Annotated in this window: 22 protein-coding genes and 2 pseudogenes; 14 read left to right on the top strand and 10 right to left on the bottom strand. The window is 56.1% G+C overall.

The window, feature by feature from the left end; translation table 11 throughout:
• Position 1 precedes the first annotated feature (1 nt).
• The 3 genes from tatC (at position 2) to hemB (ending at position 2,787) form a co-directional block, all read left to right on the top strand.
• Positions 2-751 (top strand): Sec-independent protein translocase subunit TatC, encoded by a 750-nt coding sequence (tatC, locus tag P4S53_RS07255; protein ID WP_337112139.1) that lies wholly within the window; start codon positions 2-4, stop codon positions 749-751.
• A 120-nt stretch (positions 752-871) separates the two neighbouring features.
• Positions 872-1,660 (top strand): 3'-5' ssDNA/RNA exonuclease TatD, encoded by a 789-nt coding sequence (gene tatD / locus P4S53_RS07250; protein ID WP_337112162.1) that lies wholly within the window; start codon positions 872-874, stop codon positions 1,658-1,660.
• Between the two features lie 80 nt (positions 1,661-1,740).
• Positions 1,741-2,787 carry a porphobilinogen synthase gene (gene hemB, locus P4S53_RS07245; protein ID WP_337112138.1) on the top strand — a complete coding sequence of 349 codons (1,047 nt, stop codon included), beginning with the start codon at positions 1,741-1,743 and terminating at the stop codon, positions 2,785-2,787.
• A gap of 47 nt (positions 2,788-2,834) precedes the next feature.
• On the opposite strand, the gene asnC is transcribed toward hemB, so the two are convergent.
• Positions 2,835-3,296, bottom strand: a complete 462-nt coding sequence (gene asnC / locus P4S53_RS07240; protein ID WP_027251479.1) for a transcriptional regulator AsnC — start codon at positions 3,294-3,296, stop codon at positions 2,835-2,837.
• A gap of 115 nt (positions 3,297-3,411) precedes the next feature.
• Between asnC and P4S53_RS07235 the strand changes: the two genes are divergently transcribed.
• From P4S53_RS07235 to P4S53_RS07225, 3 genes are all read left to right on the top strand, one after another.
• A complete protein-coding gene (locus P4S53_RS07235) occupies positions 3,412-6,555 on the top strand; it encodes an EAL domain-containing protein (protein WP_337112137.1) in 3,144 nt (1,047 codons plus the stop codon).
• 187 nt (positions 6,556-6,742) lie between these two features.
• On the top strand, positions 6,743-7,513 hold the full coding sequence (locus P4S53_RS07230; RefSeq protein ID WP_337112136.1) for a class I SAM-dependent methyltransferase: 771 nt from the start codon (positions 6,743-6,745) through the stop codon (positions 7,511-7,513).
• A 42-nt stretch (positions 7,514-7,555) separates the two neighbouring features.
• Positions 7,556-8,029: a hypothetical protein gene (locus P4S53_RS07225; protein WP_337112135.1), complete on the top strand. Its 474-nt coding sequence runs from the start codon at positions 7,556-7,558 to the stop codon at positions 8,027-8,029.
• 357 nt (positions 8,030-8,386) lie between these two features.
• Here the strand turns inward: P4S53_RS07225 and P4S53_RS07220 are convergent, their stop codons facing one another.
• The 4 genes from P4S53_RS07220 to hemC are packed head-to-tail and all read right to left on the bottom strand — an operon-like array spanning position 8,387 to position 12,423.
• Positions 8,387-9,574: a heme biosynthesis protein HemY gene (locus P4S53_RS07220; RefSeq protein WP_337112134.1), complete on the bottom strand. Its 1,188-nt coding sequence runs from the start codon at positions 9,572-9,574 to the stop codon at positions 8,387-8,389.
• Complete coding sequence (locus P4S53_RS07215; protein ID WP_337112133.1) at positions 9,571-10,734, bottom strand: uroporphyrinogen-III C-methyltransferase; 1,164 nt, start codon at positions 10,732-10,734, stop codon at positions 9,571-9,573. Before P4S53_RS07215 ends, P4S53_RS07220 begins: the two co-directional genes overlap by 4 nt.
• Before the next feature lie 4 nt (positions 10,735-10,738).
• Positions 10,739-11,491, bottom strand: coding sequence for a uroporphyrinogen-III synthase (locus P4S53_RS07210; RefSeq protein ID WP_337112132.1), 753 nt, complete (start codon positions 11,489-11,491; stop codon positions 10,739-10,741).
• Positions 11,488-12,423: a hydroxymethylbilane synthase gene (hemC, locus tag P4S53_RS07205; protein WP_337112130.1), complete on the bottom strand. Its 936-nt coding sequence runs from the start codon at positions 12,421-12,423 to the stop codon at positions 11,488-11,490. Before hemC ends, P4S53_RS07210 begins: the two co-directional genes overlap by 4 nt.
• Positions 12,424-12,812: 389 nt before the next feature.
• Between hemC and P4S53_RS07200 the strand changes: the two are divergent.
• Positions 12,813-15,394: pseudogene (locus tag P4S53_RS07200) on the top strand (class I adenylate cyclase).
• A gap of 65 nt (positions 15,395-15,459) precedes the next feature.
• Here P4S53_RS07200 and cyaY read toward each other — a convergent pair.
• Positions 15,460-15,771: an iron donor protein CyaY gene (gene cyaY / locus P4S53_RS07195; RefSeq protein ID WP_046221835.1), complete on the bottom strand. Its 312-nt coding sequence runs from the start codon at positions 15,769-15,771 to the stop codon at positions 15,460-15,462.
• 76 nt (positions 15,772-15,847) lie between these two features.
• Between cyaY and lptM the strand changes: the two genes are divergently transcribed.
• The 6 genes from lptM (at position 15,848) to yigB (ending at position 20,506) form a co-directional block, all read left to right on the top strand.
• Positions 15,848-15,967 carry an LPS translocon maturation chaperone LptM gene (gene lptM, locus P4S53_RS07190; protein ID WP_036758963.1) on the top strand — a complete coding sequence of 40 codons (120 nt, stop codon included), beginning with the start codon at positions 15,848-15,850 and terminating at the stop codon, positions 15,965-15,967.
• Between the two features lie 28 nt (positions 15,968-15,995).
• Positions 15,996-17,246, top strand: coding sequence for a diaminopimelate decarboxylase (lysA, locus tag P4S53_RS07185; protein WP_046221836.1), 1,251 nt, complete (start codon positions 15,996-15,998; stop codon positions 17,244-17,246).
• A 20-nt stretch (positions 17,247-17,266) separates the two neighbouring features.
• The gene (gene dapF, locus P4S53_RS07180) at positions 17,267-18,097 is read left to right on the top strand and encodes a diaminopimelate epimerase (RefSeq protein WP_027251488.1); all 831 of its coding nucleotides are present in this window, start codon (positions 17,267-17,269) and stop codon (positions 18,095-18,097) included.
• Between the two features lie 68 nt (positions 18,098-18,165).
• Complete coding sequence (locus P4S53_RS07175; RefSeq protein WP_337112128.1) at positions 18,166-18,873, top strand: DUF484 family protein; 708 nt, start codon at positions 18,166-18,168, stop codon at positions 18,871-18,873.
• Positions 18,870-19,829 carry a tyrosine recombinase XerC gene (xerC, locus tag P4S53_RS07170; protein WP_337112127.1) on the top strand — a complete coding sequence of 320 codons (960 nt, stop codon included), beginning with the start codon at positions 18,870-18,872 and terminating at the stop codon, positions 19,827-19,829. Before P4S53_RS07175 ends, xerC begins: the two co-directional genes overlap by 4 nt.
• Positions 19,790-20,506, top strand: a complete 717-nt coding sequence (gene yigB, locus P4S53_RS07165) for a 5-amino-6-(5-phospho-D-ribitylamino)uracil phosphatase YigB (protein ID WP_337112126.1) — start codon at positions 19,790-19,792, stop codon at positions 20,504-20,506. Before xerC ends, yigB begins: the two co-directional genes overlap by 40 nt.
• A gap of 2 nt (positions 20,507-20,508) precedes the next feature.
• Here the strand turns inward: yigB and P4S53_RS07160 are convergent, their stop codons facing one another.
• From P4S53_RS07160 to P4S53_RS07145, 4 genes and pseudogenes are all read right to left on the bottom strand, one after another.
• Positions 20,509-20,967: a DoxX family protein gene (locus tag P4S53_RS07160; RefSeq protein ID WP_337112125.1), complete on the bottom strand. Its 459-nt coding sequence runs from the start codon at positions 20,965-20,967 to the stop codon at positions 20,509-20,511.
• A gap of 65 nt (positions 20,968-21,032) precedes the next feature.
• Complete coding sequence (locus P4S53_RS07155; protein WP_337112161.1) at positions 21,033-21,785, bottom strand: DNA-binding domain-containing protein; 753 nt, start codon at positions 21,783-21,785, stop codon at positions 21,033-21,035.
• Between the two features lie 24 nt (positions 21,786-21,809).
• A pseudogene (gene bufB / locus P4S53_RS07150) lies at positions 21,810-22,637 on the bottom strand (MNIO family bufferin maturase); the annotation flags it as partial.
• A 3-nt stretch (positions 22,638-22,640) separates the two neighbouring features.
• Positions 22,641-22,898, bottom strand: a complete 258-nt coding sequence (locus P4S53_RS07145) for a BufA1 family periplasmic bufferin-type metallophore (protein ID WP_337112124.1) — start codon at positions 22,896-22,898, stop codon at positions 22,641-22,643.
• A 283-nt stretch (positions 22,899-23,181) separates the two neighbouring features.
• Between P4S53_RS07145 and uvrD the strand changes: the two genes are divergently transcribed.
• Positions 23,182-25,353, top strand: a complete 2,172-nt coding sequence (gene uvrD, locus P4S53_RS07140; RefSeq protein ID WP_337112123.1) for a DNA helicase II — start codon at positions 23,182-23,184, stop codon at positions 25,351-25,353.
• Positions 25,354-25,386 lie beyond the last annotated feature (33 nt).

Raw genomic sequence — 25,386 nt, 5'->3', positions numbered from 1 at the left:
CATGTCGAGTGTGGAAGACACCCAGCCCTTGTTCAGTCACCTGCTGGAACTACGTAACCGGCTGCTCCGTTCTATCCTGAGTGTCCTGGTGGTGTTTCTCTGCCTGGTGTGGTTTGCCAATGACATTTACAGTCTGCTGGCGGCCCCGCTGGTGGAGAGATTGCCGGAAGGCACCAGCATGATTGCCACTGATGTGGCCTCGCCTTTCTTTACGCCGATCAAGCTGACGCTGGTTGCCTCTGTGTTTCTGGCCGTGCCGCTGATCCTGTATCAAATCTGGGCCTTTGTCGCCCCGGGATTATACAAGCACGAGCGCCGGCTGGTGATGCCGCTGCTATTTTCCAGCTCGCTGCTGTTCTATTGTGGTGTGGCCTTTGCGTATTTTGTGGTATTCCCGCTGGTGTTCGGCTTCTTTACCAGTATTGCCCCGGAAGGGGTGCAGGTGGCGACCGATATCGCCAGCTATCTGGACTTTGTCCTGGCGCTGTTCCTGGCCTTCGGGATCGCCTTTGAAATTCCGGTGGCGATTATTCTGTTGTGCTGGACCGGCGCGACCGATCCGCAGAGCCTGCGTCAGAAGCGGCCCTATATCATAGTGGCGGCGTTTGTCGTGGGGATGCTGCTGACCCCGCCGGACATCATTTCCCAGACCTTGCTGGCGATTCCCATGTGCCTGTTGTTTGAGGTCGGTTTGTTCTTCTCGCGCTTCTATATTCGCGCCGATGAGCAGGCGCCGTCGGAAGAAGATTAAGCCGCTTTTTACTGATTGCTGAGAAACAGCCGCCCGGGGCGGCTGTTTTTGTTTCCGCGGTTTTTCTTTGTCATCGCCCGGTGTGTAGAATGGGTTTCTTTTTCTGCGGATAGCACAGTGATGATAGATATTGGCGTCAACCTGACCAACAGCCGTTTTGATAAAGACAGGGAAGCGGTCATCGCCCGTGCACAGCAGGCCGGTGTCAAAGCCCTGATCCTGACCGGCACCAGTGAGGATGAGAGCCGGCAGGCGCTGGCGATGGCGCATCAGTGGCCGGGCTACTGCTTCAGTACCGCGGGCGTGCATCCGCACGATGCCAAATCGGTGTCGGACTTGTCTCTGCCCGTGATTCGCGAACTGGCCGCTGATCCGGCTGTGGTCGCGATGGGCGAATGCGGCCTGGATTTCAACCGTGATTTTTCGCCCCGTCCGCAGCAGGAGGCTGTTTTTGAGGCGCAGCTGGCACTGGCAGCTGAGCTGCAAAAACCGGTGTTTATGCACTGCCGGGATGCCCATGAGCGCTTTCTGGCAATCCTCAAGCCCTGGCGCGATAAACTGCCGGCGGCGGTGCTGCATTGCTTTACCGGCAGCGAGCAGGCGCTGAAAGACTGCCTGGCGCTGGATCTGCACATTGGGATTACCGGGTGGATCTGCGATGAACGGCGGGGAACCGAGCTGCGTGATATCGTGCGGCATATTCCGGACAGCCGGCTGATGATAGAAACAGACTGCCCGTATCTGCTGCCGCGCGATTTGCGGCCCAAACCCAAGTCCAGCCGCAATGAACCGGCGTATTTGCCCCATATCGCACAAGCGGTGGCAGCATGCCGGGAACAGTCGCCCGCCGATCTGATGGCTGCCGTATCGGCGACCAGCCGGGCATTTTTTCAGATCGAGCCAGCGTAAACTTTTGTTCGATGATAAGATGAAACGCAACTGTGATTGACTGCGGTACCCGTTGCCGCATTACCAACAAGGAGTGAGCAGTGTCTGTATCTATTCAGGGGGCATTTCCGGCCCGTCGTATGCGCCGTGTGCGCAAGCAAGATTTCAGCCGCCGACTGACGGCAGAGAATCAGATTTCAGTGAACGACCTGATCTATCCCATGTTTATCCTGCTGGGTAAAAACCGCCGTGAACCGGTGGAATCCATGCCGGGTGTGGAGCGTCTGTCGATTGATCTGATGCTGCTGGAAGCGGAATATCTGTCCAAGCTGGGTGTACCGGCTATTGCCTTGTTCCCTGTGGTGTCGCAGGACTTCAAGAGTGTGTGCGCTGCCGAAGCCTATAACCCTGAGGGCCTGGTACAGCGCGCCGTGCGTCTGCTCAAAGAGCATGTGCCTCAGATGGGGGTGATCACGGATGTGGCACTGGACCCGTTCACCACCCACGGCCAGGACGGCATCATTGATGACAACGGCTATGTGATCAACGATGAAACGACGGAAGTTCTGGTCAAGCAGGCCTTGTCGCATGCGGAAGCCGGTGCCGATATCGTGGCACCGTCTGACATGATGGATGGCCGTATCGGCGCCATCCGTGAAGCGTTAGAAGAAGCCGGCTATATCCATACTCAGATCATGGCGTACTCAGCCAAGTATGCGTCGAACTATTACGGCCCGTTCCGTGATGCGGTCGGCTCGGCGAGCAACCTCAAAGGCGGCGACAAGAAAACCTACCAGATGGATCCGGCCAACACAGACGAAGCCCTGCACGAAGTGGCGATGGATGTGCAGGAAGGAGCGGACATGGTGATGGTGAAACCGGGCATGCCGTACCTGGATGTGGTGCGCCGGGTGAAGACCGAGCTGCAGGTGCCGACCTTTGCCTATCAGGTCTCGGGGGAGTATGCCATGCACATGGCAGCGATCCAGAATGGCTGGCTGAAAGAAAAGGAAACCGTGATGGAATCGCTGCTGTGCTTCAAGCGTGCCGGTGCCGACGGGATTCTGACTTACTTTGCCAAGTCGGTGGCCGAATGGCTGGCGGCGGAAGCGGCAGAACGTCAGGCCAGTGTGGCCGACAGGAAATAAACGCCTCAGAAAAGCGAGCCCAGGCTCGCTTTTTTCTTGCCTGACGATCAGGGTTTCACGTTACGATTGATCGGGTTTTGCAGCGAGATCAGGGTTTCAGTCGATTGCACTTCATCAATGGCCTGAAGCTTGTCGATGAGTACATACTGCAGCTCTTCAATCGAGCGGCACATCAGCTTGACGAAGATGTTGTATGCCCCTGTGGTGTAATAGGCTTCCACCACTTCGTCGAGTTCATTGAGTTTTGCCAGAGCGGAATGATAATCTCTGGCCGCATTCAAATTAATCCCAATAAAGCAACAGACGTCATATCCCAGAAGCTTAGGGTTGATAATCACTTCAGTTCCAGTAATGATGTTGGCGGCGCGCATTTTTTCGACACGGACATGGACGGTGGCCGGGCTGACATTGAAGCGCTTGGCCATTTCGGCATAGGGGATCCGGGCATCGTGCATCAGGGCATTCAGAATATCTCGGTCTAAATCATCCAGACGAGGTAGCGGGGTCATGGCATCTTTCCGTGGTAGTTCGCAACTACTGCATCATATACTGGCTTGACTCATGACGCACGGATTAGGATTGGCTCTCAATCACAGCATAAATAAAGGATATCACTGTCTCTTCATGCGCTTAGTTCTCTTGCTCCTGGTTCTTCTCCTACCCAGATTGGCGCTGGCAGAAGCGAATGTGCTGGTGATTCATTCCTATCATCAAGGCATGCAATGGACCGATGCCCAGCAGGCCGGGCTGGAAGCCGCCCTGCGTGCAGAGTCGGTGCATCTGCAGGTCGATTACATGGACAGCAAGCGCTACCAGTCGCCCTGGTATCTGGATCAGCTGGTGGATTTGTACCGTGCCAAACTCAGCAGTGAAAAATTTGATGCCATCCTGGTCACTGACGATAACGCCCTGTGGCTGGTCAATCAGCTGTCGGAGGAAATCGGCTTAACGCCTGTGCTGATGTCGGGCATCAATACCTACAAACCTGCCAAGCATGCCAATCTGACCCGGGTTGGCGGAGTGCTGGAAGCCAATGATATTTCTGCCAATATTAACTTAATCCAGACCATTCAGCCTGAGGTCCGGCAGTATTACTTTATTACTGATCACACCGCAACCGGCCGCGAGCTCTGGCAGGATGCCCAGCGCTATCTCAGCCAGCACCCCGAATTGGATTACACCTATCTCAGTCCGCAGTCGTTTGCCGACTTGTTTGAGGCGGTCGGCCAGTTACCGCCTGATTCTGCGATTATCTTCCTCAGTTATTTTGTCGATGGTAACGGCGTCTACATGCCGAGCCGTGAGCTGATGCAAACCCTGACCCGCAAGGCCAGCGCGCCTGTGTATGTGTCTTACCGTTTTCTGCTCGAGGGCGGTGCGCTGGGTGGGGTGGTCAGCCGCGGTTACGATCAGGGCATGATACTGGGACAATTGTTAAAGCAGGTGCTGCACGATCCGGATACGCAATATCCCGTGTTCCTCAACAGTCCCCGCCAGGTAATGTTTAATTACCCGGCCTTGCAACGCTGGAAGGTGCCTGTGGATAAGGAGCAGGTGCTCTTGGTGAACCGGCCGGTGAGCTGGTTTGACAAGTATGCTGGCCAGGTCAGGCTGTTCAGCCTGGTGCTGGCAGTGATGCTCTCGGTGATCCTGCTGCTGATTGTGATTATCCGGCGTCTGCGCCGCAGTGAAAGAAAACTGACTCAGAGCCGGACCATGTTCGAAGGGGTCTTTGATCAGAGTTTCCAGTTTATTGCCATCTTGCACCCGAACGGTCAGTTGCAATCGGCGAATCTGGCGCTGCAGGATTTGCTCGGTCGTTCGGTGATCAAATATGACCGTCCGTTCTGGGATTGGGGCTGTTGGGAGCGCACCAGCACCGAGCAGCTCAAACAGTCTTTCCTGTCGGCGACCCGCAGCCAGCTGGTGAGATTTGAAACCGGCATCAACAGCAGTGAAGACGGCACGCGGATCCTGGATATTTCCATCAAACCCCTGCCCCATACGGACGGTGTCGAGGGGCAGTTACTGCTTGAAGCCCGGGATGTGACGTCCCGTCATCATATGGAAGAAAAACTGCGGGAGCGGGAAATCAGTTACCGCCTGCTTTACGAGCAGCAGCCGGTGATCTTGCTGGCGATCAACCAGCATGGCCGCATTCAGTCGGTGAATCAGTTTGCCACCGAGCTACTGGGCTACAGCAAGCGGGAAATGCTGGGCCATAAAGTCACCGACTTTTACCTGGACGATGAAGAGATCCCTCAGCATTTTATCTCGGCCCACCAGGGCAAAGATGAGCAGAACGTCTGGCGGCGCCAGCTGCGCTATACCAGTGCCAGCGGCAAAGCGGTCTGGATCCGGGAAACCATCCGCTCTTCCTTGTCTCAGCATCAGCTGTTGCTGGTCGGTGAAGATATTACCAGCACCCGCGAGCTGGAAGCCAAACTGGAATACCAGGCCAATCATGACTATCTGACCAGTTTGTTTAACCGCAGTTATTTCGAACGTCAGCTCGACGTATCGTTGTCGGAAGCCAGAGACAAAGGCGCCCGGCATGCCATGCTCTATCTGGATCTCGATCAGTTTAAAGTCATCAATGATACGGCAGGCCATGAAGCCGGCGATGAAGCGCTCAAGCAAGTGGCCTGGCTGCTGCGGGGGATCATGCCGCATAAGGCGACGCTGGCACGGCTGGGCGGTGATGAATTTGCCATTATTCTCAGTCACTGCGAGGTGGAAGGGGCGTTGCGTCTGGGCGCTGAAATCCTGCATCTGCTGGAAGAAAGCGAGTTCTACTGGCAAAACACCCGCTTCAGCCTGAGCGCCTCGATCGGCATCCGGTTAATTGACGATACCGCCGGCTCACCACAGCAGGTCCATGCCCAGGCCGATACCGCGTGTTATGCCGCGAAAGATGAAGGCCGCAACCGGCTGCATCTGTACCGCCCGGATGATGAAGAATTGCAACGGCGCGAGCGGGAAATGGCGTACGTCAACCATATCCGGCGTGCGCTGGATGAACAGCGGTTTGAGCTCTATGCCCAGGCGATTGCGCCGCTGGCAACCGCGTCCACCGGTCATCACTATGAAATTCTGATCCGGATGCGCAGCAGCGACGGGGCAATGATACCGCCCGGGCTGTTCATGCCGGCGGCTGAACGCTACAACCTGGCTCACCTGATCGATCGGTATGTGGTCAATGCGGTGCTCCATTGGCTGGAAATGCACCCGGCGGCGGTGACGTTGCTCAAGCTGTGTTCGGTTAATCTGTCCGGACAGTCAATGGGCAATCCTGATTTTGTCGATTTTCTGCTGACGCGCATTGGGCAATCCAGTGTGCCGGCCAGCAAGCTGTGTCTGGAAATTACCGAAACCGCCGCAATCGGCAACATGAGTGAAGCCATCGAATTATTCACCCAACTGAAATCGCTGGGGTGCCTGATTTCGCTGGATGACTTTGGTGCCGGTCTGTCCTCGTTTGGTTACCTGAAACGCCTGCCTGTGGATCTGATCAAAATTGACGGTATGTTCGTCCGTGACATTGCCGATGATGAAGTGGATTTTGCCATGGTGAAAGCCATTAACGATCTGGCCAAGAAAATGGGTAAGCAGACCGTGGCTGAGTTTGTCGAGAACGAAGCGATTTTGCGCCGTCTGGAGCAGTTGGGGGTGGATTATGCTCAGGGCTACCAATTTGGTAAACCTATGCCTTTGGCGCTGCTGGTCGACAGCCTGAACCACACTTCAACCACTGAGTCGATCTCGTAACGCGCCTTGATTCCAGGCAAAGTCTGTCCGGGGAAAGCGGCCGTGTCACCTCCCGCCGTGTTGCCGCTTTTCTGCCTTATCAAAAAGTAGACCAATTACTGATCCTGATTGGGTATAATCCGCCACAATATATGGATTCCTGTCTGTCAGCCTCGTGGCGGGCGGACATTGTTTTGCGGAGACACCCGTGCAAATCGCTTTACTTTGTGATCAACCTGAACGTCACGCCGAGCTGGCTGAACTGGCTGCCCGTTGGGGGCTGGAGCATCACGCTCAGGCGCAGTTTGCGCTGTCTTTGACGCCAGAGCGTCTGGAATTGCTCAAGCAGGATGAACCTAAGCTCGGGGCGGTGTTTGTCGATCTGGCTGGCGGGGCGGCTGCGCACAGGCGCAAGTTTGGTGGCGGGCGAGGTCAGGCTATTGCCAAAGCCGTGGGCTTAAAGAGCGGGGTTACGCCGACTGTACTGGATGCTACGGCAGGGCTGGGTCGTGATGCGTTTGTGCTGGCATCCCTGGGATGCCGGGTTCAGATGGTTGAGCGTCATCCTGTGGTAGCGGCCTTGCTGGAAGATGGCTTGCGCCGCGCTTGTGCCGATGCGGAAATCGGCGGCTGGGTGCGTGAACGGATGAGCCTGCTGCATGCCACCAGCCAGGATGCGCTCACGGATCTGGCGGCTGAACCTGGCTATGTCCTGCCGGATGTGGTGTATCTGGACCCTATGTTTCCCCATAAAAAGAAATCGGCCCTGGTGAAAAAAGAAATGCGCGTGTTCCAGAGCCTGGTCGGTGCCGATATGGATGCTGATCAGCTGTTGGCGCCTGCGCTGACGCTGGCGAACAAACGTGTGGTGGTCAAGCGTCCGGACTATGCGCCCTGGCTGGATGATCAAGCGCCGTCCACCGTGATCACTACCAAGAAGAACCGCTTTGATGTCTATGTCAAAGCGGCAATGAAGTAGCTGCTGACGGCAGCGAGCTGTTGCAGGTTGGAGAAAGCCGACATGACCCGGTCATTGTGTAAGTACCGTCGTTCAGAGATCAGCGAGAAGATTGCCTCGATTGCTGAGCTGGTGAACGCGCCCCAGTATTTTTGTCGTAGCTGTGCCAGAGTCGCCAATGGCAAATCCTCGCTGTGCAAACCGGGACGTTTACCCGTGCAGGGCAAGCGGGCGCCAGCGATCATCCCGTCGGTCACTGTCGCGTCCGTGATGGCCCCGCAGCCAGTTTCAGAACAGGATCCGGCCTTGCCGCCTGTGGGTGAGCGATTGGAAAGCGGTGCCCTGGTGGGGCTGCCGGTGGGATTGCTGAGCGTGTCGGTGAAGAAGCTGGATAAGAAGCTGCGCAAGCTGGCCAAAAAGAAACGTAAGCGCCTCAAGAAAACCGACAAATACCTGAAGAAGGCGGAAAAGTACCGGAAAAAAGCCGAGAAGATACAGCGACAGTTCGACAAGCTGATCTATCAAGCCAGTGCCTGATCATCAGCGGCCCGATAAAAGAAGCCTCCGTTAACGGAGGCTTCTTGGTTTCAGGGGGAATTGAATCAATCAGGATTCTTTAATCAGCACAGCTGTCATCAGGCAAGTGATTACCGCAACAATAATGCCAGAAACAATTAACCAAGGGAGCATAGCCTTACTTCCATCTATAGCGCTAAAAGAGGCCACATTGAATAGTTTTTAATTACTTCCATCAATAGCAAATATATATGATGAAATGGCTATTAACAGATGGATACAAAAGCGAATTAAATCTCGTTAATGCAATGTTAAATAGAACAAAAAAGCGCCTGTTACGGCGCTTTTTTACATTTAGTAACAGGTGTGTCTGTCAGCTCAGATTTTGGCTGGCAGGGCCAGAGTTAATCCTTCTTTGGATAAGCGGGCAGCGGCCGCTTTATCGTTCAGGGCTTCCAGTACCTCGACCAGATAACCGTAATCGGTGACCGTCGGGTGCAGCTCAATGGCCCGCTCCAGGTGGGTGCGGGCTTCTTTGGGCTTACCGTCACGAAGATACAGTTGTCCCAGCGCACTGTGGGTGGCGGCATTGTTACTGTCGTATTTCAGCAAATCCTGAAGAGTCACAATGGCGGGGTGATAATCGGTCAGCTTCAGTGTCGGCATCAGGCTGATCAGACGGGAGTCAATTTTTTTGCGCAGCGCTTCGCGCAGTATAGTGTAGCCTTCGCTGTCGGCGTTGCGGGCGCACATCTCGCGGACGAAGCAGGCAACCAGCTCAGGGTTTTGTTTGGCTTTACGGCTCAGGCTGTTCCAGTGCCCCATCAGACCATCGCTGCCGCTGTGCAGGCTGATCTGTGCCATCAAGCCGCACTCGGCCTGCTCCTCTAATTTATCCAGCTGCTCGCCGCTCAGGCTGCCGTACTTTCTCAGCGGCGCAATGAGGCCCAGCAGGGCTGGCCAGTCTTCCAGCTGTACGTAGCATTGTTTCAGCAGTTCCAGTAACAGCGGATTGCGCGGATGGCTGCTTTTCATCTCCTGCAGTGTGGCGACCGCTTCTTCATATTGATGCTGCTGGCACTGCAGTCTGGCCCGGGTCAGCGCCACCGCCAGGCTGTCGCTGTCCTGTTCGGCGGCCAGACGCAGGTATTCGTCACGCTGATGCAACTGTCCCTGCCCCTGCGCGGCTTCCGCGGCGGCGAGATAGTTCAGCAGCGGGGTGTCGCTGTGATTGGCCGATTTGACGACCAGCTTTTCCGCCTGTTTCCAGTCCCCTTCCAGGACCTTGACCAGGCCGCTGGAAGTCAGCTTACGTGCTTTGCGGGTTTGGCGGCCGGAGAACCAGCCGCGGGTGACGCTGCTCAGGGACAGCAGCCACTTCAGCAGGTGCTCGAGCAGGAAAAACGCCCCGAAAAGCACAATCACCAGTAAGAGCAGGGTGGTCAGGCTCATTTCCAGGGTCTGGTTGGCGGCGGAGATCAGCACATAGCCCTGATTGCCGGCCAGCATGGGGCCGACAACGATGCCGGCGATCAGCGCGGCGACCAGCAGGAGAAGTTTAATCATGCCGGATCCTCCTCAGTCTTGATGGGAGCGATCTGTTGCCGCAGGCGCTGGTTCACCAGATCCGCTAACAGCGAAGGTGATTTCAGTTTGTCCGGGTAGCTGGCTTCAATGTTCTGGCCGGCCATCTCATTGAGGCCTTTAATGAAGCTCTGCGTTTTCACATCATCCGTGTTGTAGAACTGGCTGGCCCAGTCTTTGGCCATGGTCAGCGACTGGGTGTACAGCTCACCCTGTTCGCGATACACAGCCTTAATGGCGGTTTCCAGCTTGGACTTAATGTTTTCCTGCAGGTAGAAATCCTGCTCCGGCGATAAGAGCGGAATGACATTGCCATCGCGTTTGCGGTAAGTCACAAAGTGTTCGCTGAACTGTTTCAGGGAGGTCATCAGGTTGGACTGCCAGTCAGAGACTGACTCGCTGACCGTTTCATTCTGTGGCTGATCCAGCGATTCCGGCACAATGGCGTTGGCCAGCGGCAAACTGGCGACCATCTGCTGCAGGCTGGTCAGGCGGAGTACGATCCCGTCGCGGTCAACCCGGGCCACGGCTTTGAGGCTGGCAATGTCATCGCTCATGGCACTGCGCAGTGCCGTCAGGCTCGGATCATTGAGCTGGGCAAGGCGGTTATCGGCGGTTTCCAGTAAGACGGTGGCACTGGCCACATCGTGTTCCAGCCAGAGTTTGCGGCCCGCCATGCGTGTCAGGTAATCCGCTTCGGCCAGTAGCCAGTCATTCGGGCGGCGGCCTTTGACTTCCGACATTGCCAGCTGCAGGCCTTGAATGTCATTGCTCTGCTGATCCAGCTTGCCTGTGGCGCTGAGTAAGCGCTGCTCAACCTCGCTTCTGACATCCTGGGTGTTTTTCGTCAGCTCGCTTTTCAGGGTCTCGAGCTGAGCTCGCAGCGCAGTGACCTGTGCCAGCTGGTCGCGGTTTTGCTGGTGGCCGTGATAATACAGGCCGGCACCCAACAGGATCACCAGAGCAATGGCGACCCAGCCGGTTTTACTGCCTTTGCCGGATTCGGCGGGGGCAGCAGGCTGGCTGGCGGCAGACGACTTAGGTGGCGTGCCGGCAGTGTGTGGCGTTTCCTTGGCCTTGGAAGAGGCATCAGACTGCTTGTCTGTCTTAGGGGTATCGTTATTGGTTTTCTTCTCAGTCATCCGTTTATCCCGTTGTGCCTGTTGTATTTAGTGTAGCAAGCAGTGTGGCATTGCTGGCACTGCCCACAGTCGTTATATGGCAAAAGCCAATGTCCCTGGCCAGATTGGCGATGCGCTCGCTGGGGACCAGCAAGTGGCAGGCTATCAGCCATGGCTTTGCCTGCGCCGGTACTAACCGGTACAGGTATTCCAGTTGCTGACCACTGGTAACCACCAGTGAGTCCACACCCTGTTGTTGCCACTGCCGGCTCAAAACAGCGCCATTGAGTGCCAGCCAGTGTCGGGTATACGTTTCACAGTAAGCAACGCTGGCCTGACGTGCAGCCAGTGTCTCGAAAATCAGTTCGCGGCCGCCGTTGCCGCGCAAGATCAGCACATTGCGCCCTGCCGGTGTCTTCAGTGCGGGCAGGGTCAGCAGCCCTTCACTGTCTTCCTGTTGCGGCGCATCGACATGCTGGCCGCAGGCGGCTGCCAGTGTGGCGGCAGTTTGCTGACCGACGGCAATATAATGAAGATTGTCCGGCCAGCAAATCTCTTTGTCTGTCAGGTAAGTATGCGCCATTTTTACCGCGTGGGGGCTGACAGCAATAAGACAATCGCCTTTTTTCAGTCTGGCGAGCTGATCACCCAGCGTTAGCAGGCCGGCACCGGGGGCGATCGTCAGCAATGGCTGAACCAGCGCCTTGATGCCTGTTGCGGCCAATGCTTGTGCCAGTGCCTCGCCGTGCGGGGCCGGTCGGGTGATCAGGACGGTCATTCTGCCTCGTCGTACAGTCGGGTCAGTATCGCGCGCGCCCCGCGATCAAGCAGCTCTTCGGCCAGCTGAGTGCCCAGTTTTTCCGCCTCCGCAATCGGTCCGCGAATTTCACCGGCGACAATCTGGCTGCCATCCGGCTCACCTACCAGCGCGCGCAGCCAGATTTGATCGCCCTCCAGTTCAGCATAACTGCCGATAGGCACCTGACAGCCGCCTTCCAGCCGGTTGTTCATCGCCCGCTCACATAAAACGCGGGTGGTGGTGGTGGTGTCACTTAAGGCCTCAAGCAAGCTCCGGATGCGGGTATCGTCCAGACGGCATTCAATGCCGACAGCGCCCTGGCCGACAGCCGGCAGGCTGATTTCAGGGGCGAGCGCGCAACGGATACGGTCGTCCATTTTCAGGCGCTTCAGGCCGGCACAGGCCAGCACGATGGCGTCGTATTCGCCTTCGTCCAATTTCCGCAGGCGGGTCGCCACGTTGCCGCGCAGGGTTTTAATCTGCAGATCCGGGCGGCTGGCCAGCAGCTGGCACTGGCGACGCAGGCTGGAGGTGCCGACGATGGCGCCTTGCGGCAGCGCGTCCAGATCGGCGTAGTGATTGGACACGAACGCATCGCGTGGATCTTCACGCTCACAGATGGTGACCAGTCCCAGACCTTCCGGGAATTCGACCGGTACATCTTTCATTGAATGCACGGCAATATCCGCCCGGCCTTCCAGCATTGCCTGCTCCAGCTCTTTGACAAACAAACCCTTACCACCCACTTTGGCCAGCGGGGTATCAAGAATGATATCGCCTTTGGTAACCATAGGGACCAGTTCGACAATAATGCCTGGGTGGGCCTGCTCCAGTGCGGCCTTGACATATTCCGCCTGCCATAGGGCGAGCGGGCTTTTTCGGGTTGCGATCCGGATTGGCATCTCAGTCATAGCTTGGGGGTCCATCTAATTGCTCTAAATATACTAATCGTACCACTCCGGTACGGGTAAGGTAATGTAGATGTTGTTGCCGGTGCGGTGAAGCGCATTTGTCCGGTTCTGTGATATCGCTTATGGGAGATAAGTCACATTACTGAGTGTGATCTGGCTTCCAAAGTCTAAGGTGCTGGCGATTTCGAGTCATTGTACTATTTTGTGGTGATACTCAATGGAATTGAGCATAACGGAGCAGGCTTCCGCTTGATAGACCGTACAGACTTTACGGAATGCCTGAAAAGTGTTAGATTGATCACGTTTTTGCTCACGAATGGCTCACAGAGTCCCCTAACGATGACAAGATTCGGGCCGCTCTGGATGCTGGTAGCTCTTGGAAGAGTAATTTGCAAAATTATATTAATACCTTAATTGGCAGGTTGGATAAGCATAACCACCGTCGGGTTGAACGTGCGCGTCTGGCCATGAGCGCACAATCTGAGCAGGTGTTCAGTGTGCTGCCTGTGCTGTTGCATGTTAACCATCCCGCATTGCCTGGCTACCAGGATGCCGAAGTACCGCAAGGTATTGCGTCATTTGTTCCGACGTCACGTCAGTCGACGCTGATCCGTGAGCATTTTGCTTTCGATCTTCCCGCTTCTTTTTTCATGACTCGCCCGATGGTGACATTCTGGGTTTATACGCGATGGGCAGCACCTCGTCGCTGGGCCAGAGCCTGACCAGTGATCTGGATATCTGGGTCTGTATCCGCACCCGTATGCCTGTCGATGAGCGTGAGGCGCTGCTGACCAAATGCAAAGCCGTGTCCGGCTGGGCACAGACGCAGGGTGTGGAAGCCAACTTTTTCCTGATCGACGATAACCGTTTCCGCCACAACCGTTCGGAAGCCCTGAGCGGTGATAACTGTGGTTCCAGTCAGCATTTGCTGTTGCTGGACGAGTTTTACCGCTCGGCCGTGCTTCTGGCAGGACAGCGCTTCCTGTGGTATCTGGTACCGCCGGAAATGGAAGAGTGTTACGACGATTACGTTGCTTATCTGGCGGCGAATGGCTATATCAACCGCGATGAGTGGATTGACTTTGGCGGCCTGTGCCGCATTCCGGCCGAAGAATATTTCGGCTCCAGCCTGTGGCATCTGTACAAAAGTATCGACTCTCCCTACAAATCGGTACTGAAAGCCATTTTGCTGGAAGCTTACTCCTGCGAGTACCCCCACACGCAACTCTTGAGCGTGGACGGCAAGCGGCGCTTTTTCTCCGAGCAGTCGTCGCACTACGCGATGGATGCCTACTACCTGATGCTGGAAAAAGTGACCCGCTATCTGGAGCGGATAAACGATCACCGTCGTCTGGATCTGGTGCGTCGCTGTTTCTATCTGAAAACCCACGAGAAACTAACGCGTGAGCCTGGGATTGGCTCAGTGGCCTGGCGCCGTGAGGTACTGGTGGAGCTGACCACTGAGTGGCAATGGTCACACGAGGTTATTCAGGAGCTGGATAACCGCCGTAACTGGAAGGTGGAGCAGGTCAAGCGCGCTCATAACGAACTGCTTGATGCCCTGATGCTCAGTTACCGTAATCTGATCCTGTTCGCGCGCCGCAACGACATTACCTCGTCGATCAGCCCGGAAGATATCAGCATTCTGGCCCGTAAGCTGTATGCGGCCTTTGAGGTACTGCCCGGCAAAGTGACCCTGCTTAATCCGCAGGTGTCGCCTGACTTGCACGAAGGGGATCTGACCTTTATCCAGGTGCCTGCCGGACGGACCAATACCGCGGGCTGGTACCTGTACAAGCAGCCGCTGGATCCGTATGCCATTCTGGGCCAGCCGTCGTTAGAGCATAACCGCTACCTGAGCAAACTGGTGGCCTGGGCGTATTTCAACGGCCTGCTGACCGAAACGACCAATTTGCACACTGTGGTGCGCGATTCGGCGATGGATATCGACAAGCTGTACCAGATGGTGAGCGATATCCGCAATACCTTTTCGATCCGCCGTCCCAAGCCGGGCTTGAAGGCCTTGTCCAGCCCGTGTGAAATCCGCCAGTTAGGGATTTTCATCAATCTGGAGCAGGATCCGACGGAAGAAATGAAAAGCCGGGCGGTGAAGTTTGATTTCAAAAACACCGATATTTTCAGCTTTGGCCCGGAGCAGACCTGTCTGGTCGGCAGCGTGGATCTGGTTTACCGCAACTCATGGAATGAAGTGCGCACCCTGAACTTCAAGGGTGAAAACGCCATGATGGATGCGCTGAAAACTATTTTGAGCAAGATGCATCAGGATGCGATTTCGCCTGAATCGGTCGATGTATTTTGCTACAGCAAGCATATGCGCGGGATGATCCGCAACCTGGTTTATCAGCTGGTGGCCGAGTGCATTGAGATGCGCCTGATGCCGGTGGAGCAGCAGGAGAAGCAGCGCCGTTTCAAAGCGATCCGCATTGGCAGCCAGACCCATGGCCTGTTCTTTGAGCGTCGCGGGGTCTCGGTGCAGAAGCTGGAAAACTCGGTCGATTTTTATCGCTGTATTTCCAGTAACAAGCTGCTGGGCAGTGCCAGTGTGGTGATGGGGAAAACCGATGAGCCGCATCCGCCGTCCATTGTCGATGCGTACGCCAGTGAAGGTCTGATCCAGTTCTTCTTTGAAGACTGTGAAAACCACGGTTTCAATATTTACATTCTCGATGAAACCAACCGGATTGAAGTCTATCGCCAGTGCAGCGGCAACATGGATGAAATGGTCCATGGCGTGAACCGTTTTTATACCTCGGCGCAGGACAGATTCAGTTACAGCTCGAATTTCATCAATTTTAACCTGCCTCAGTTCTACCATATCGTGTATGGCGAGGAAGGCGAGTGCCAGGTGTTACCTTACAAGAGCGGCTATCAGGCTGAGCGTCGGCTGGCAGCCGATAACCAGGCCAGTGCGGATGAAGCCGGCAAAAGCGGCCAGATGAGTCTGTCTTAAGGCCGCGTTATCCCGGGAAACAGATTGCGGCGCCGCAGAGGGTTTTCTCTGCGGCGCCGTTGTTTTTACCAGTCGACACTTTCTTCTGCGTGTACCGAGCACTCACGCTTAATCAGGGCAATCAGCTCTTCGCCGCTGCGGGTGCAAAGCCAGATCCCATCATTATATTTGAAATGATACCCGCCTGATTTGGACGCTACCCAGATTTCATGCAGCGGCTCCTGGCGGTTGATGACGATCTGGCTGCGGTTTTCAAACTCCAGTGTCAGCACGTTGCCCGTCGTCTCATATTCGATGTCAGCGCCGGACTGATCGATGCCTTCCTCGATATGCATCAGTACCTGATCAGCCAGTTTATGAAATTCAGTATCGTTCATCCTGTAAGTCCTATTGCTTTTCCTAGTGTGGGTGCGATTATAGAGGGCATTGCAATCATTATCACTGGCTTTAAAAATGCGTACAGGTTTAATCGCAACATTTATTCTGACAGTACTGACATTGGCAGGCTGCGGCCAGAGCGGTCCGCTGTATATGCCAGCCGATGACACCGAACAGGCAGAGCAAACCGAATAACCGCGGCCATAACAGGGAAGAGACCACATTGGATTATTTTAATTATCAGCAAGACGGCCAGCTATACGCTGAAGATATCGCAGTAACTGACCTGGCTGAACGTTTTGGCACGCCGCTCTATGTTTACTCCCGTGCAACACTGGAACGCCACTGGCGTGCGTTTGACAGTGCGGTGGCCGATCATCCGCATCTGATCTGTTACGCGGTGAAAGCGAACTCCAACCTCGGGGTACTGAATGTCCTGGCCCGACTGGGTTCAGGGTTTGATATTGTGTCTGTCGGCGAGCTGGAGCGGGTGATTGCCGCCGGCGGTGATGCCGGCAAAGTTGTCTTCTCCGGTGTCGGTAAAACTGCCGCAGAAATGCGCCGGGCGCTTGAACTGAACATCAAGTGTTTTAATGTTGAATCTGAGCCTGAGCTGGAGCGCCTGAATCAGGTGGCCGCGGAGATGGGCAAAGTGGCGTCTGTGTCACTGCGCATCAACCCGGATGTGGATGCCAAGACGCATCCGTATATTTCCACCGGCCTGCGCGACAACAAGTTCGGTATTGCCTTTGACCGTGCCCCGGAAGTGTATCGTCTGGCGCACAGCCTGCCGAATCTGAATGTGATTGGCATGGACTGTCATATCGGTTCACAGCTGACAGAGCTGACGCCCTTCATTGATGCTACCGATCGCCTGCTGGCCCTGATTGATACCCTGAAAGCCGAAGGCATTGTGATCCGCCATCTGGATGTCGGCGGCGGTCTGGGTGTGACCTACAACGATGAGCAGCCGCCGCTACCTTCAGATTACGCGAAAGCCCTGCTGGAGCGACTGGAAAATCATATGGATCTGGAGCTGATTTTTGAGCCGGGTCGTGCGATTGCCGCCAATGCCGGTGTGCTGGTGACCCGTGTTGAGTATCTCAAGCATACCGAGCACAAAAACTTCGCCATCGTCGATGCTGCCATGAATGATCTGATCCGTCCGACCCTGTATCACGCCTGGCAGGCGATCGTGCCGGTCGTCCCGCGTGACGGCGAGCCGCTGGAATACGATTTTGTCGGCCCGATTTGTGAAACCGGCGACTACATCGGGAAAGAGCGCCTGCTGAAACTGGAGCAGGGTGACCTGGTCGCCGTGCGTTCTGCTGGTGCCTACGGGTTTGTGATGTCCTCCAACTACAACACCCGGCCACGTGTGGCGGAAATCATGGTGGATGGCGATCAGGCTCACGTGGTGCGCGAACGTGAAACACTGAGTCAGTTGTGGCAGTCTGAGCGCCTGCTGCCTTAACCCATAGCGAGAGAACGCCGATGCAGTTTCAATTTTCTAAGATGCATGGTCTGGGCAATGATTTCATGGTCGTCGACTGTGTGACCCAGAACATCTTCTTCTCCCCGGACGCCATCAGGCGTCTGGCGGATCGGCATCGCGGGGTAGGTTTTGATCAGCTTCTGGTCGTAGAGCCGCCTTATGATCCCGAGACGGATTTTCACTACCGCATTTTTAATGCCGATGGCAGCGAAGTGTCGCAGTGCGGTAACGGGGCCCGGTGTTTTGCCCGCTTTGTCTCCATGAAAGGGCTGACCAATAAGTACCGTATCGCGGTCAGTACCAAATCAGGCAAGATGGTGCTGCAGCTGGAGAACGACAATCAGGTGACGGTCAACATGGGCGTGCCTGAGTTCACACCGGAAAAAATTCCGTTTAAGGCCAAACAGGAAGAAAAAACTTACATACTGCGCGCGGAAGATAACACTGTTTTCTGTGGTGCCGCCAGCATGGGCAACCCGCATTGTGTAACCGTCGTGGATGATGTGGATACGGCGGATGTCGAGACACTTGGTCCGTTGCTGGAAAGCCATGAACGCTTTCCCGAGCGGGTCAATGTCGGCTTCATGCAGGTGGTGTCGCGCGCTGCCGTCCGCCTGCGGGTCTACGAACGCGGCGCCGGCGAAACGCAGGCGTGCGGCAGCGGCGCGTGTGCCGCTGTGGCGATTGGTCAGCGCCAGGGGTTGCTGGACAGCAATGTGACCGTCAGCCTGCCCGGCGGCGACTTGCATATTCGCTGGGCCGGTGAGGGTCAGCCTCTGTATATGACCGGGCCTGTTGCTCATGTGTTCGACGGCCAGATCACGCTCTGAAGTGTGGCAAATGGCAAGTTGCCGATGGGGCTGTCTGGCCCCATTGAGCCTAACCAAATCTGCAAGTGATGACTGAGATAACCCAACTGAACCAACGCCCGGCGGATGATGAGGATACCGTGCTCAATCCGCAGGCGATTGCGGCCTTTTTAACTGCCAATCCTGACTTTTTTATCCAGCAGCCCGAGTTGCTGGAGCAGCTCCGGCTGCCTCATGCCGAGCGCGGTTCGGTCTCGCTGGTCGAACGCCAGATGGAGCGGCTGCGTCATAAAGTGGCGGAACTGGAAAAGCACATCGACGGCATGATGTCTGTTGCGGCCAGTAACAGTGCGTTATTTACAGCGTTCGCCCGTGCCCAGCAGCAATTGTTTCAGACCCACAATATTTACCAGGCGCTGAGTGTGCTGACTGCACTGGCAACGGAACTGGAGCTGCGGGTCAGCGTGCGCCTGTTTGACAGCATGGATGCCGAGCTGTCGCTGAGCCGGCAGGCGTTTGAGGGGTTTCGGCGCGCCCGGCTTAACCCGCAGGATGTCTATCTTGGCCGGCTGCGCAGTGCTGAAAGCGAAATGCTGTTTGAACAGCCCCCTCAGCTGGGATCATTCATCGTGCTCAAGCTGGGTGAATCGGAACGGCCGGACGGTGTTTTGTGTTTTGCCAGCCGGGATGGCGGCCATTTTCAGCCCGGGATGGACACCCTGTTCGTGACACAGCTCGCTGATGTGCTGGGACGTCTGATCCGGCACTGGGAATACAGCCGCGAGGTGATTGAATGAATTTGCCGGCCAGTCTGACCCGCTCGCTTGACCGCTTTTACGAGTACCTGCGCAGTGAGCGGGAGCTGAGTCTGCATACCCAGCAGAACTACAAGCGCCAGCTGACTACAGTGGCAGAGCAACTGCTCGAACTGGGGGTCTCCGACTGGCACACCTTAGATGCGGCCTGGGTCCGTCAGGTGGCAAGCAAAGGGATGCGGGACGGCCTCAAGGCCAGCAGTCTGGCCATGCGCTTATCCGCGCTGCGCAGTTTTCTGGATTATCTGGTTCATCAGGGAGAGCTGAAGGCCAATCCGGCCAAAGGGGTGTCGGCCCCGCGCAAGTCCCGGCCGCTGCCGAAAAACCTGGATGTCGATGAGATGGATCAGCTGCTCAGTGTTGACGAGAGTGATCCCTTGTCGGTCCGGGATCGGGCCATGATGGAACTCATGTATGGCGCGGGCCTGCGCTTGTCGGAGCTGGTTGGGCTGAACGTGAAAGATATCAGCCTGAGTAAGGGCGATCTGCGGGTGATCGGTAAAGGTGACAAAGAGCGTATTGTTCCCTTTGCCGGTCTGGCCCGCGAATGGGTGGGGATCTGGCTGAAAATGCGCGGACAACTGGCCGCTCCCGGTGAGCCGGCATTGTTTGTGTCCAAGCTGGGTCAGCGTATCTCCAACCGGAATGTGCAGAAACGCATGGCGGAATGGGGCCAGAAGCAAGCGGTGTCCAGCCACATTAATCCGCATAAGCTGCGCCACAGCTTTGCCACCCACATGCTGGAGTCGAGCGGCGATCTGCGCGCGGTGCAGGAGCTGCTGGGCCACGCCAATCTCAGTACTACACAAATCTACACCCATTTAGACTTTCAGCATTTAGCCAAGGTGTACGATCAGGCACACCCGCGTGCCAAAAAAACAAATAAGGAGCCGGTGCCATGCAGTTTTACCGCAGTTTTCGTTCTCCCAAAGCACTGACCTTTGATCTGGACGATACCCTGTACGATAACCATCCGGTGATTCTGCGCGCTGAGCAGGCGATGTATGACTGGCTGGCCGCCGCGCATCCGGCTGCCCATGCCCTGAGCCCGGCCGACTGGCAGCGGCTCAAATACCAGTTGGCGAAGGACAATCCGATGCTGCGCCATGACGTGACCGAATGGCGCCGGGTCATGCTGCGCACCGGACTGATTCAGCTGGGCTATTCACAGCGCCAGGCTTCTGACGCCACGGAAGAAGGGTTGCACATAGTGCTCAGGGTCAGAAATCAGGTCGATGTGCCTGAGCTCACCCATACTGTGCTGAGCGAGCTGGCCACGCGGGTGCCGCTGCTGGCGATTACCAACGGCAATGTGGATGCGGATACAATCGGTCTGGGCCAGTATTTCTCCCGGGTACTGGTGGCCGGGCGTGACGGCTTGTCCAAACCTGAACCGGATTTGTTTCTCCAGGCTCAGGCATTGTTGGGGCTGTCTGCGGCGGATATTCTTCATGTTGGCGATCACCTGATCAGCGACGTGGGCGGCGCCCGTCGCAGCGGTTTTCAGGCCTGCTGGTTCAATGATCAGTCACGTCAGATGCATCAGGAGTCCAGGGCGAGCTGGCTGCCGGATGTCGAAATCCACACGCTGGATCAGCTGTTGTCGCTGGTGTGAGCCTATTCCAGTAAGCGGCTGGGCCGTCGTGCCTGGCCGGACAGATGATCCAGTGACATCAGCCCCGCTCCCCAGAACACATTCACCAGCAGCATCATGCCCCACAGCTGGTGGTCAAAATACCCTTTCTCCCACAGCAGCGGATAAGACACCACGGCGAGGATGTTGAAGACAAACAGCAGCAGCGCCATTGGCCGGGTCAGCAAGCCCAGCACCAGAAAAACCGGCACGATCAGCTCTGTCGCCGTCCCGAGATAGGCGGCGATCCGCCAGGGCAGCAGGGGAACCTGATATTCATATTCGAACAGATACAGGGTGCTGTCCCAGCTCTGGTATTTGATCATGCCCGAGTTGAAAAAAATCCAGGCGACCCATAAACGTGTGAATAACAGCAGTAATGGTGTCAGCGGTGCCAGCAGACGGCTGAACCGGGTATCAATATCTTTAATTAGGTAGAGCATGTCAGCCTCCTGATCTTCAGTGCAGCGCTGAGGTGGCGTGGGCACGGAAGTGCTGAATATTTTGATTACATATCATCAGCATAGTGGATATCGGAAAAAACCTGTGCCGCAATCAGTGTCCCCAGCACGGCCAGCATCTCCTGGCTGGCTTGTCCCAGTGGCTGATGTTGCCGCGCCAGCTGTACCAGTGTGGTTCCCGCCTGCGTGGTCGCAATCACGGCGGGTCCGGGCAGCACGATGGCAGATTCCCTCGTCTCAATGTTCAACCCATCCAGTTGATCATCGCGTATGGCCTGCCACAGCGAGGCAACCGCATAGTCGCTGTCCAGTAACCAGCAGGCAGGCTGAGGGAGCAATCTGGCCTCAGCCAGACGCTGCGCTGTCAGCCCCTGCAGTTTTTCCAGCGGAAACGACGGCAGGGCTGCATCGTTCATAGACGCCCGGTCGACCAGCCACTCTAAGGCCGCCAGATCGGCGAGATACGGCACAGCTGTAACCAGTGATGGCTGAGCACAAATCGTCTGATCAAAACCGGCGCCATAATGACTGACATCGCCCTGTTCCAACGGCGAGGTCAGAATATGCTGGCGGGCCAGCGCCGAAAAACACGCGTCACCCACCACGGCTTTGACGGCCGGATAGGTGGCTTCCAGCACTTCGCTCAGGCTGATGACAAAGTTGTTGCGGTAGATTTGCAGCCGTTGTTCGGCGCTGAAATGGTGATCGGTGATCAGGCCGGTGACATCGCTGGGCCGGTATTGTAAGGCCTGGGCAAAATTCGTCTGCAGGGTGGCCAGATCAGGCGCGTCGTTGTTCATGCTCGCCTCCGCCAGGGGGATTTCACGCAAAATCTGCCGGGCCTTGTCGGCTTCACCCAGCAGCACGGCCAGCGGGGGAATGTCGAGATCCCATTCAATCAGGGTCGGCACTGAACCGTGGGTGTGAACCCAGTCCCGGTACAGTTGCCAGACGGGATCACTGACCGGGCGGCTGTGGGTATCAATCCAGATCTCACCTTCATCGAGTTGTTTGACCGTAAAGCCCGCCAGGTGGATTTCTTTGATGGCGTCCGGATCCAGCGCGGCCAGATAGGTGGCACAGTCAAAACCGTGATTGAAACTGCTGACGTAAATGTTATTGAGATCCAGCAGCAGGCCGCAGCCGGTACGCTGCTGAACCAGAGCCAGAAAATCCCACTCGGTGTAAGTGGCATGGCTGAAACTCAGGTAGCTGGACGGATTTTCAAGCAGTAACTGGCGTCCCAGCGCCTCCTGCACCTGATGGATTTTAGCGCAGACCACATTCAGCGCTTGTTCCGTGTAGGGGATCGGCAGCAGGTCGTTGAAATACTGGCCGTTGATCGAGCTCCAGCTTAAATGGTCGGACACAGCGATGGGTGCAATGTCGTCGATCAGGCGTTTGAGCTGAGCCAGGTGACGGACATCCAGCGGATCAGCCGATCCCAGCGACAGGCCGATCCCGTGGCAGCTGATCGGGGTACGTTCAGCGATGCGGTTCAGGCTGTGGCGCGCCGGGCTGTCGGGGTGGAAATAGTTTTCGCTGTGAATTTCCAGCCAGCCCACTTCAGGCTGGTTCATCTCGGCAAACAGACTCAGGTGGGGTGCACGCAGGCCAACCCCCACCTGTTCAAAGGCATGATCGCATCGCATGCGTTAATTGCCTTCTGTGCTGCCGCCTGCCAGACGATCACACAGACCTTTGGGGACCATGATAAAGGCGTCTTTCTGAGCATCGGTTTTGGCCGTGCCGGCACAGGAGCCGGTTTTGGTGGCGCAGTCATTTTTACCGGCTTTGGCAACGCCGTAGCATTTTTCTTTGGCCTCGGCGGCGGTCGCAGGTGCAGAGAGAGTACCGGCCAGAATTAACAGACCGGAGACGGCGGAGGCTAAGGCTAAGTGGCTCTTGTTCATCATCTTTCCTCTTTCAGTAAACAGTGAGATGTTGCGGTGAACGAACGTCCTTCCTGCGGTATCTGGCAACCACTAGTGGCGCATGTGCAGAGCTGACCTTCTTATAAAGACTAGAAAGGCAGGCGGGCGGATAAATTTCAGCCAGGGTGGATTTTTTTCATGAAAATCGGTGGCAGCTTTGGGTTTGCGCGGGTGAAGCAAGCCGCAGACGACGACAGGGCAGGCATTCTCTGTCTGAGCTGTTATAATCACCGCCAGTGTATAAATAACCAGTAGAAAGGCGATGGACGTTTCACTCTTGTTAGATGGTCTGAATGACAAACAGCGCGAAGCGGTGGCGGCACCGCTGGGGAATCACTTGGTACTGGCTGGCGCCGGCAGTGGTAAAACACGGGTGCTGGTGCACCGGATTGCCTGGCTGCTGCGGGTTGAAGAAGCCTCGCCTTTCTCACTGATGTCGGTGACTTTTACCAACAAAGCTGCGGCAGAGATGCGCGGTCGCATCAATGCGCTGATGCAGGGCAACTGCGCCGGGATGTGGAACGGTACCTTTCACGGCCTGAGCCACCGCATGCTGCGCGCCCATTATCTTGATGCGAAATTGCCGGAAGATTTCAATATCATCGATTCAGATGATCAGATGCGCTTGCTGCGCCGTCTGATCAAAGCCCAGAATCTGGATGAAAAGCAGTGGCCGGCCCGTCAGGCGGCCTGGTATATCAATGGCAAGAAAGATGAGGGGCTGCGCCCGTCCCATGTCGAAACCTTTAACGACCCGGTTGAACAGACCTGGCTGCGGCTCTATACCGCGTATCAGGAAGCCTGTGATCGTGCTGGTCTGGTCGATTTTGCCGAATTGCTGCTGCGCGCCTTCGAGCTGCTCAAATATAACAAGCATATCCGCGAGCATTATCAGGCCCGCTTCAAGCACATACTGGTGGACGAGTTTCAGGATACCAACAACATCCAGTTTGCCTGGCTGCGCCTGATGGCCGGTCCGGATTGTCATGTGATGATCGTCGGGGACGATGACCAGTCGATCTATGGCTGGCGTGGCGCCAAGGTCGAGAATATCCAGCGCTTTCTGCGCGAGTTTTCCAATACTTCGAGTATTTTCCTGGAGCAGAACTACCGTTCAACCGGCAATATTCTTCAGGCTGCCAATGCCCTGATTGCCCATAACAATGAGCGGATGGGCAAGAACCTGTGGACCGACGGCAGCGAAGGGGAAAAAATTTCTGTTTACTCGGCCTTTAACGAGCTGGACGAAGCCCGGTTTGTGGTGGGGAAGATCAAAAGCTGGCAGGACAGTGGCGGCGCGCTCAATGACACGGCCATGCTGTACCGCAGCAATGCCCAGTCGCGGGTGCTGGAAGAAGCCTTAATTCAGGCGGGGATGCCGTACCGGATTTACGGTGGCATGCGTTTCTTCGAGCGGCAGGAAATCAAAGATGCGCTGTCGTACCTGCGTTTGATCTCGAACCGCAATGATGACGCCTCGTTTGAGCGGGTAGTGAATACCCCGACCCGGGGCTTGGGTGAGCGCACTTTAGATACCATCCGTATGGCCGCCCGCGATCGCGGTATGACCATGTGGCAGGCCAGTGTCGAGTTGCTGGACGAAAAAGTGCTGGCCGGCCGGGCCGCCAATTCACTGCACCGGTTTGTCGAGCTGGTCAATGCGCTGGAAGATGATACCCGCGATCTGCCGCTGTATCAGCAGACCGATGAAGTCATTCGCGCGTCCGGGTTACGGGCTATGTACGAGCAGGAAAAAGGCGAAAAAGCCCAGGCCAGGATCGAAAACCTGGAAGAGCTGGTGACCGCCACCCGGCAGTTTGAAGTGCCGGAAGAAGCACAGGAAATGAGTCCGCTGGCGGCCTTTTTGTCGCATGCTGCGCTGGAAGCCGGCGAAGGGCAGGCCGATGAATTTGATGATGCTGTGCAGCTGATGACCTTGCACAGTGCCAAAGGGCTGGAATTTCCCGTGGTCTTTATGGTGGGCGTCGAAGAAGGCATGTTCCCGAGCTTTCGCACCTCCGAAGAGCATGGCCGCCTCGAAGAAGAGCGTCGTCTGTGCTACGTGGGGATGACGCGGGCGATGGAAAAACTCTACATCACCCATGCCGAAATGCGGCGTTTGTACGGCAAAGACAATTTCCATAAAGTATCGCGCTTTGTCCGGGAAATCCCGGAAGAGTTTATCGAAGAAGTGCGGATGAAAGCGCAGGTGTCGCGTCCGTCCACCGGGGGCCGCTTCAGCCAGAGCCAGGTCAACGATAACTTTAATCAGACCGGTTTTAATCTGGGTCAGCGGGTGCAGCATCCCAAATTCGGCGAGGGGACCATCATCAACTTTGAAGGCAGCGGTACCCAGAGCCGGGTGCAGGTGGCCTTCAACGGGGAAGGCATCAAGTGGCTGGTGACTCAGTACGCTAAGCTGGAAGCGATGTAAATTCTCATTGATAGCTTCAAAAGAAACGCGCCG

Source organism: Photobacterium sp. Hal280, assembly GCF_037162255.1.
In the GTDB taxonomy this organism is placed as follows: domain Bacteria; phylum Pseudomonadota; class Gammaproteobacteria; order Enterobacterales; family Vibrionaceae; genus Photobacterium.
Note: the sequence above shows the minus strand (reverse complement) of the source record. Positions and strands in the feature narration are given on the sequence as shown.

Bases quoted from the DNA above. Each gene is read 5' to 3' on its own strand.
- P4S53_RS07155 (WP_337112161.1), bottom strand. From the start codon at position 21,785: ATGAACAACGACGCGCCTGATCTGGCCACCCTGCAGACGAATTTTGCC.
- tatD (WP_337112162.1), top strand. From the start codon at position 872: ATGATAGATATTGGCGTCAACCTGACCAACAGCCGTTTTGATAAAGAC.
- hemC (WP_337112130.1), bottom strand. From the start codon at position 12,423: ATGACTGAGATGCCAATCCGGATCGCAACCCGAAAAAGCCCGCTCGCC.
- P4S53_RS07225 (WP_337112135.1), top strand. From the start codon at position 7,556: ATGACCCGGTCATTGTGTAAGTACCGTCGTTCAGAGATCAGCGAGAAG.
- uvrD (WP_337112123.1), top strand. From the start codon at position 23,182: ATGGACGTTTCACTCTTGTTAGATGGTCTGAATGACAAACAGCGCGAA.
- P4S53_RS07175 (WP_337112128.1), top strand. From the start codon at position 18,166: ATGACTGAGATAACCCAACTGAACCAACGCCCGGCGGATGATGAGGAT.
- xerC (WP_337112127.1), top strand. From the start codon at position 18,870: ATGAATTTGCCGGCCAGTCTGACCCGCTCGCTTGACCGCTTTTACGAG.
- tatC (WP_337112139.1), top strand. From the start codon at position 2: ATGTCGAGTGTGGAAGACACCCAGCCCTTGTTCAGTCACCTGCTGGAA.
- yigB (WP_337112126.1), top strand. From the start codon at position 19,790: ATGCAGTTTTACCGCAGTTTTCGTTCTCCCAAAGCACTGACCTTTGAT.
- P4S53_RS07215 (WP_337112133.1), bottom strand. From the start codon at position 10,734: ATGACTGAGAAGAAAACCAATAACGATACCCCTAAGACAGACAAGCAG.
- P4S53_RS07160 (WP_337112125.1), bottom strand. From the start codon at position 20,967: ATGCTCTACCTAATTAAAGATATTGATACCCGGTTCAGCCGTCTGCTG.
- P4S53_RS07210 (WP_337112132.1), bottom strand. From the start codon at position 11,491: ATGACCGTCCTGATCACCCGACCGGCCCCGCACGGCGAGGCACTGGCA.
- P4S53_RS07235 (WP_337112137.1), top strand. From the start codon at position 3,412: ATGCGCTTAGTTCTCTTGCTCCTGGTTCTTCTCCTACCCAGATTGGCG.
- asnC (WP_027251479.1), bottom strand. From the start codon at position 3,296: ATGACCCCGCTACCTCGTCTGGATGATTTAGACCGAGATATTCTGAAT.
- lptM (WP_036758963.1), top strand. From the start codon at position 15,848: ATGCGTACAGGTTTAATCGCAACATTTATTCTGACAGTACTGACATTG.
- P4S53_RS07220 (WP_337112134.1), bottom strand. From the start codon at position 9,574: ATGATTAAACTTCTCCTGCTGGTCGCCGCGCTGATCGCCGGCATCGTT.
- cyaY (WP_046221835.1), bottom strand. From the start codon at position 15,771: ATGAACGATACTGAATTTCATAAACTGGCTGATCAGGTACTGATGCAT.
- dapF (WP_027251488.1), top strand. From the start codon at position 17,267: ATGCAGTTTCAATTTTCTAAGATGCATGGTCTGGGCAATGATTTCATG.
- P4S53_RS07145 (WP_337112124.1), bottom strand. From the start codon at position 22,898: ATGAACAAGAGCCACTTAGCCTTAGCCTCCGCCGTCTCCGGTCTGTTA.